The sequence below is a fragment of the Streptomyces pathocidini genome (assembly GCF_001418495.1).
Classification (GTDB): Bacteria; Actinomycetota; Actinomycetes; order Streptomycetales; family Streptomycetaceae; genus Streptomyces; species Streptomyces pathocidini.
The window spans coordinates 602-7,006 of the sequence record NZ_LIQY01000395.1; the positions used below are offsets into that span (position 1 = coordinate 602).

Sequence of the window (6,405 nt, forward strand, 5' to 3'; positions counted from 1 at the left end):
TGCTGCAGCAGCCCGCCCTCACCGGCCAGCGGGGCACCCGTGGCATCCGCGGAGTCCACCAACTGCTCGACCAGGGCAATTCACCTGCTCGGCCGGGATCTGCCCGGTCTCGGACACCTCGGATATGTGGAGCTCAGTCACGCGATCTTGCCTTTCCGACCGGCTAGGCCACCCGGCCCCGCCAGAGTCATCAGATCACGGACTTACACGATCCTCCGGACACGCCCATCACACCGCCGGTCACGAACTCCGCCAACATGACGGCCAGTCAGCTCGCTACACTCAAAAACGAGCCTTTGACCAGCGACAATAGCAAAATGCAACTGGAGTATAAATCTGCTAAATTGACACCCCCTCTTCAGGCGCCCCGGATTCATTTGACTCCGCCAGACCCTTGGCATCAATTCTCCTAATAATCCGATTCATGAGGTCGACGCCATCGATACGGCCTCTAGCCCCCTTGTAGGAGAACCGCATATCACAACTGATCCGCGTGGCTGGAGAAGCATTTGCCACAGTGCCATGCCCCAGATATCCTCCATCAAATATCAACACCTGTCCATACCGCAACGGTACTGGAGAAAAGTCCTCACCCCCGTAGTGGCTTTCCAACCATAATGTGGCAGTTCCTTCGACGTTTGTGAACGGCATCCAGAAATTGATTTGATCAGTCCGGCGGGTCACGATGATATCGTGATGGAATGAGCTAACACTGTCAGTTCCTGGGAGATGGACACGCATCTTCGGATGGCTTGAATATGATAAGGAACGTCCCACTAGCCTAGCTAACACGTTTAACATGAAAGAATGATACAAGCGATAAAATGTGCAATCATCTGGAACCCGCTGGAGCATATTTCGCAGGGATATGTTATCTTGCTCTCTGAGGTTTCGCCTTCCTCCCTGCGCCAGAATTTTATTCTGGGCGTACCGATGGAGGTGATGCAGGTGAGGGACTTTAAATATATCGCTAGAGATTATTTCAGCAAACGGATATAAATGCGTATCATACGCTATTGTAATCCAAGGCCTTATCGGTACTGGGCCAGCCTGTTTAGCAATCTCAGAGCGCGATCGCATGAGGTTACACCTCCTCAAACATGCGATGGATCATCTGAACAGTGGCTGAGGTATTCTGCCAGTTATGCCATAAAAATAGTCCACCACGACGGCTGGCGGTGCAAGCAATCTCGACGAGATGTGACCATGCCCAATCGGGCATTCCTGCATGGGGTTCACTTTTGAGTTTTTCCTCAGTAAATCTACTGACGGGAACCATTCCTGTCACGGGAGTAGATTCACTGTTCCCATCTTTGTATACTTTGCCGAACATCATTGGATGCAGAGTAATTGGGTCGATCATGAGTGTCATGTCTCCCCTGCAATACTCTTGATCTTTCCCTGTCCAGGTCGTTGAAACTCTTTGCCGACCCATTCCCGCAGCGCTTTCATCTAAAGGTTTAATTGTGTTTGGGTTCAACGTCAAGTTCAGCAACCCCTCACTCTTATTTAGACATTTGGCAACATAGATTCCTTCAAAATACTTTGGAAAGTCAGAGGTTTTTCGGAAACTTTCGAATGGAATCCGAAATCCGTCTATATCAAAAGTCGATGCGCCAACTCTGATCGGACTTTCTAGGGTCTTACCATCTACGTAAACGCGCATTTTAGGGCTGCTACTGTCCGTGAGATCTGGTGAGATTGTCACGATACCGTACGGGGCTCCGACTGCCTGGTAAGAACCCGCCAACCCCGCCAACGGTAAGCTTGCAGGAATTATGTATTCATTGAGAGATAAACGATAACGATCTTCCAAGCGATCATCTGCGGACCACACAGCGCCTACTAGTTTACGCACCCCATTCGTGGATATTTGCGTTCGAAGAAATCCACTATGAGTATTTCCGTCATCGGCGCTCCACCTGAGCGTACCTTTACTGTAGTAAACTTCATTAATTTCGCGACCATTAAGGAAAATTTGGTTCCGTGCATTTTCCCTAAAGGACCCAAGTATATACACCCCGATACGGAGTCGACGCGACAGATAGTACCCCGTCCATGGATATAGCTTTTCCCGTAGGAGCATGCCGAATTCAGCAGGCATGATATCCCAGTCTACGGAATACCCGCAATCCCTACTCCACGAGTCTAGTATGCATCTCACATCGCCGTTACTCGCATTTTGAGTAGATCGGAACAAAGCCCGTGTGCGAGATCTTTTTGTTATGAGTTTCCGTAATATCAACTCGGCATCGGAGTTAGTCTTTACTGAGCTTCCTTTAGCTGCCAGTTGCATAGCGCCAGCATCGCGTCGCGACAACAAATCTTTCTCACGGGAGCTTAGCTTTTCATGCCCCCAGGAAGATACCACTTTAGATGGATCCTCGACATACCTAGAGCATAGATCCGCGTCATTGCGGAGAGCTAGGATAAAATGTGCTGCGGGAGTGTCATCTTGCCAATGGTACGACGGGGGAACTTTAAATCGTGAAAAATCTTCAAACGCTTTCATTTCTCTTGGGCCGTAGCGAGACATCTCTCGCAATGGCTGCTGTGATGTGCGCACAGATTGACCAGGTTTTATCAATCCTAGCTTTTCAAGCATCGTTCGATCGGCGCCCGACGGGCGTTTAGGAGGTATATAGAATGTGGAAATTCCAGTTACCGTAGACTGGGCCTCTGGAACTCTCAAACTCGAGACGGTGTGTTGATCTTTAGTCGGGTCAATTCCTGGATACCGAGACCCGATGTAATTTACTATTGGATAGTCACTCCCATAGGCTTCTTCTATGTAGTCCAACAGTACGGAGAAGCTGTTATTCAGGTAGCCTTGTCGGCGATATCCAAGTTCACCTATTAGACCCACTTGCCAGAGAATCAGGTGTAATCCTGTATCAATCTGGCGTTGACGAATTAGCATGTCTGTCGCTTCGAAAGTTTGCATACCGGGCTGGCTTGGATCTACCCCTAAGTCGGCACACAAGGTATCCAGTGCGCTGACATTTGCGCGCATTACCGCTTTATGTCCCTCACGTCGCGCAATCTGCACTGCTCGATGCGTCGAAAATACAAATACTCCCGGGTGGCCGTAGTAAATTGCAACTACTTTCGCCCCTCTGCGCACGTAATGCAGTATCGCTTCAGACATCTGAATATAAGTTAAGTATCGCAGCTTTGAGTCATCGTAAAGGACGTACAAGTCGTAGGCATCGGGGCGTATGGATTTAATCCATACGGAAGTCGCAGGGTCTGCTACGCAGAAAAATACATAGTCGGCCCTTTTGATTAAGGATTCGTCAACCGACGTGAATCCGACGGCTTCGATTCCAGATCCAATGATCGTTAAGTCGCCAATTTTTTCAGGTTTCCGAATTACGGCTGGATCGTCAGAAACGTGCTGGCTATTTTCGGCCACCCCACGGGCAAGGGAACGCCATCGACTGTCATGATCCTGACGTGTTGGGAATACTTTAGCTGGTGGGTAGCTCTCCATTGGCACTGTCTTACCTTTCCATTTTGTTCCATTAGAGTGTCGGGGGGCGCCTGTTGAGTCGGCACGGAGCGCGGTACCAGTGTTGCCACCGGTCCGTTTCTCCGTGCCGCTCGCGAACCCGGCGTACCGTACCGGGCTCTCCACGGACTCTGCCGTTCAGGCGTGGTTGATGGGTCCAGGGGGTGAGCTCGAACAGTTCGATCCTGTCTGCCGAGGGCCGTTGCCACCGTCCGTTGTGGTCGGTGAGGCGCCGACGGACGTCCTTCCACTTCCAACAGTGCAGCGCCATCCACCAGCTGATCACCCGGTGCCATGTGAAGCTGGCGAGGGAGCTCAGGGCGGCTTTGCAGACCGCGTGCTTGAAGTAGTTGGCCCAGCCGCGCATGATCTGGTTGAGCCTGATCAGCACATCCCTGGGGTTCTGCTGCGATGTTCTGTTCGTTAGGGCACGGATCTTGTCCTTCAGCTGCCGGATGGGCCGGTCGGCGATGAAGGTATAGACATGCCACTTGTCCGTTCCTCGCTTGCGGCGCCACTGGATGTGGAACCGTCGGGTAGGACCGCCGCATTGCTGCGGCGGTCCCCTCTCAGAGTGACCGGGCATACCCGCTTTCCAGGCACCACGGCTCAAGCAAGCCCCGAGGGCGACGAGGAATCTGCGTCGGCGTCATGGCTGGTGCACCACCGTTCTGGCGAGGTTCCGCCGTCGGCAGTGGGCGTGGAGGAGCCGGTAGAAGGTCCGATCCTGGCCTTCGACCTGTTCGACGATGTGCTGTTTGGCCAGCACGCGCCGAACGGTCATGAACCACTGTTCCCACTCACGTGGACTGCGTGGTTCGTGCTCGGCGTGCAGAAGGAGTTCCCCGCAGAAGGATCTTCGTCCAGCCGGCCTTCCCCTTGCCTGTAACCCCCGGATGGAGCGGAAGCTCCTTGGGCGCCTTCCATGAGCTTCGCACCCTGCCGTTACCAGCAATGCACGTCAGAGTGGGGACAGATCCGTGAACACTTATCCGGAGCTACGCTGCTGTCATCGTGCTCAGCCCTCCAATCAGCGCGCTCACTCGAACCATGCGACTTCATGTCGAACCCAAGAAGTCGAACCCATCCAACATGTGCACCACCTGCGTCTTCGCCTCGGAGAGACGAAGACCGAGCGGTTGCAGCACGTCGGCAATTTCCTCACGCAGCGCCTCTCGACGTCGTCGCGTCCACCGTCGGTCAGGACGACGAGGTGAGTCGGCGGTGGGAATCTCACCCGCCGCTCTCAGAACCGTGCGGGAACCTCTCGGCTCACACGGCTCCCATCGTCCAGCCATCAGGTTTGAGGCCGAACCGCCAGTGGGCGAACATGTTGGGATACCGACGGGCTGTGCCTGCCAGTAGTTCACCCGCTCGTTTCTCCCGGCCGTGTAGTCGTTGGTACTCCACCAACATCCTGTTGATGCGCCGGAGGAAGAGATACAACATGGACTTGTAGAAGCACCCGTAATAGTTGATCCATCCCTGCACGACGCTGTTGAACATGCGCGCCAGGTCCATCAGGGACTCGTCACCGCGGCGGGCGATGCGCCAGGGACGAGCGGCCCGCCAACGTCGCCAGGCGCCGCGCCGCGCCGCGCCCGGCTACTGGGAAGGCGACCTGATCATCGGCAAGGGCGGCAAGACCGCGCTGGGCACCCTGGTCGAGCGCACCAGCCGCTTCTTCCTGCCCGTAGCCCTGCCCCAGGGCAAGAACGCCGACAGCGTCTGCGACGCCTGTCCCCGTACTTGTCTGCGTGCGCCACCAAGTACGGAGATTCGCTTGTACGCCGACAACGCCCTCATCACCACCAAGGCACGAAATGGCCCAGCATCAACGCCTTTCCCTGGCAGCCGACTTGCACGTCTACTTCGCTCACCCCCACTCACCCTGGGAACGCGGCACAAACGAGAACACCAACCGGCTCCTGCGCGAGTATTTCCCCAAGGGAACCGACATCACCGCCGACCCCGGGTACCTGAACTCGGTGACCACCGAACTCAACGCACGACCCCGCCGTACCCTGGACTACCGCGACACGGGAGTTTCGGATAGCGAGACAATTGTCAGCGGCGAAGAAAAGGCGATAGTGGCACCGATTGCTAAAATCAGGGCTTATTGTTCCTTGCCATGCTCTCGAATAACTCGACTGGATTGCCGCCGTTGCCCATCGAGTGAGACGCGTTCGCTATTACCCTAAGGGGCCACTCGAACACTTTGTGCAATCTGTTCTGATACATCCCTGTGTTGCTCCCATTGAGTACTGCAAATACCAAGAACAAAAACGGCGTGTCCGCGTACGGCGAAGTATTGGCGCGTGAGGCTTGGGGTGCTTGTTCCATCTCTGGTTTCAAACTCAAGCATTGCTCCGTCAACTCCCGCGAAGGGGAGGGGAGTTACGTTGGGCGAACTAACCTTCCCTTTATTTTGGGCCAAAGACTTCTGAGTCTCCGCAATCTGCATGGCAGTCCCTCGCCCTACGGACGGGAATTTATGCATTATTACGCGAAGGCCTGGCCCTCCTGTAACTCTAAGTATTTCAGGGCTGATAGTTGATGGTTGCGGAGGGAGTACCTCCCAGTCGCCTGGGACCTCGAACGCTAGTTCATACATAGGGACGTCAATATGCTTCCACGAGGTTGTCATAACATTTCCTCCATCTTCCTTCTGCCTGACGATATGCCAATTATGTGCAAACTTGCAGAAATGCGCTTTTTATCTAAACGGCGTGTTGTGGGGATGCTTGATCCCAGTCGGTCGAAGCAATTGATCTTTTCGGTCTCGTAGTCTCGGTGGTCTGTTTCCCGACTGGAGAGAACCGCTGTGAGTACGTCCTCGTCCCGCCGTCTGTTGTCGTTGCCGGAGCGGGGAGTGTAAATCTAACGGTGGATCC

5 protein-coding genes are annotated in these 6,405 nt (G+C 54.2%); 2 read left to right on the plus strand and 3 right to left on the minus strand.

Annotated elements, in window-relative coordinates; translation table 11 throughout:
• Positions 1-1,084: 1,084 nt before the first annotated feature.
• Together AOK16_RS25895 and AOK16_RS18565 are read right to left on the minus strand one after the other, a co-directional pair.
• The gene (locus AOK16_RS25895; protein WP_079101534.1) at positions 1,085-3,493 is read right to left on the minus strand and encodes an SAM-dependent methyltransferase; all 2,409 of its coding nucleotides are present in this window, start codon (positions 3,491-3,493) and stop codon (positions 1,085-1,087) included.
• Positions 3,494-3,524: 31 nt separating this feature from the next.
• On the minus strand, positions 3,525-4,097 hold the full coding sequence (locus AOK16_RS18565) for a group II intron maturase-specific domain-containing protein (RefSeq protein ID WP_079101533.1): 573 nt from the start codon (positions 4,095-4,097) through the stop codon (positions 3,525-3,527).
• Between AOK16_RS18565 and AOK16_RS27280 the strand changes: the two genes are divergently transcribed.
• Positions 4,086-4,400, plus strand: coding sequence for a hypothetical protein (locus AOK16_RS27280; RefSeq protein WP_157859257.1), 315 nt, complete (start codon positions 4,086-4,088; stop codon positions 4,398-4,400). The two genes, AOK16_RS18565 and AOK16_RS27280, sit on opposite strands and share 12 nt — an antisense overlap.
• 383 nt (positions 4,401-4,783) lie before the next feature.
• Here AOK16_RS27280 and AOK16_RS18570 read toward each other — a convergent pair whose 3' ends face one another.
• On the minus strand, positions 4,784-5,059 hold the full coding sequence (locus tag AOK16_RS18570) for a group II intron maturase-specific domain-containing protein (RefSeq protein WP_276202513.1): 276 nt from the start codon (positions 5,057-5,059) through the stop codon (positions 4,784-4,786).
• Between the two features lie 275 nt (positions 5,060-5,334).
• On the opposite strand from AOK16_RS18570, the gene AOK16_RS29335 reads away from it, so the two are divergent.
• Positions 5,335-5,712 (plus strand): IS30 family transposase, encoded by a 378-nt coding sequence (locus AOK16_RS29335; RefSeq protein ID WP_398719703.1) that lies wholly within the window; start codon positions 5,335-5,337, stop codon positions 5,710-5,712.
• Positions 5,713-6,405 lie beyond the last annotated feature (693 nt).

Bases quoted from the DNA above. Each gene is read 5' to 3' on its own strand.
- AOK16_RS29335 (WP_398719703.1), top strand. From the start codon at position 5,335: ATGGCCCAGCATCAACGCCTTTCCCTGGCAGCCGACTTGCACGTCTAC.
- AOK16_RS18565 (WP_079101533.1), bottom strand. From the start codon at position 4,097: ATGCCCGGTCACTCTGAGAGGGGACCGCCGCAGCAATGCGGCGGTCCT.
- AOK16_RS25895 (WP_079101534.1), bottom strand. From the start codon at position 3,493: ATGGAGAGCTACCCACCAGCTAAAGTATTCCCAACACGTCAGGATCAT.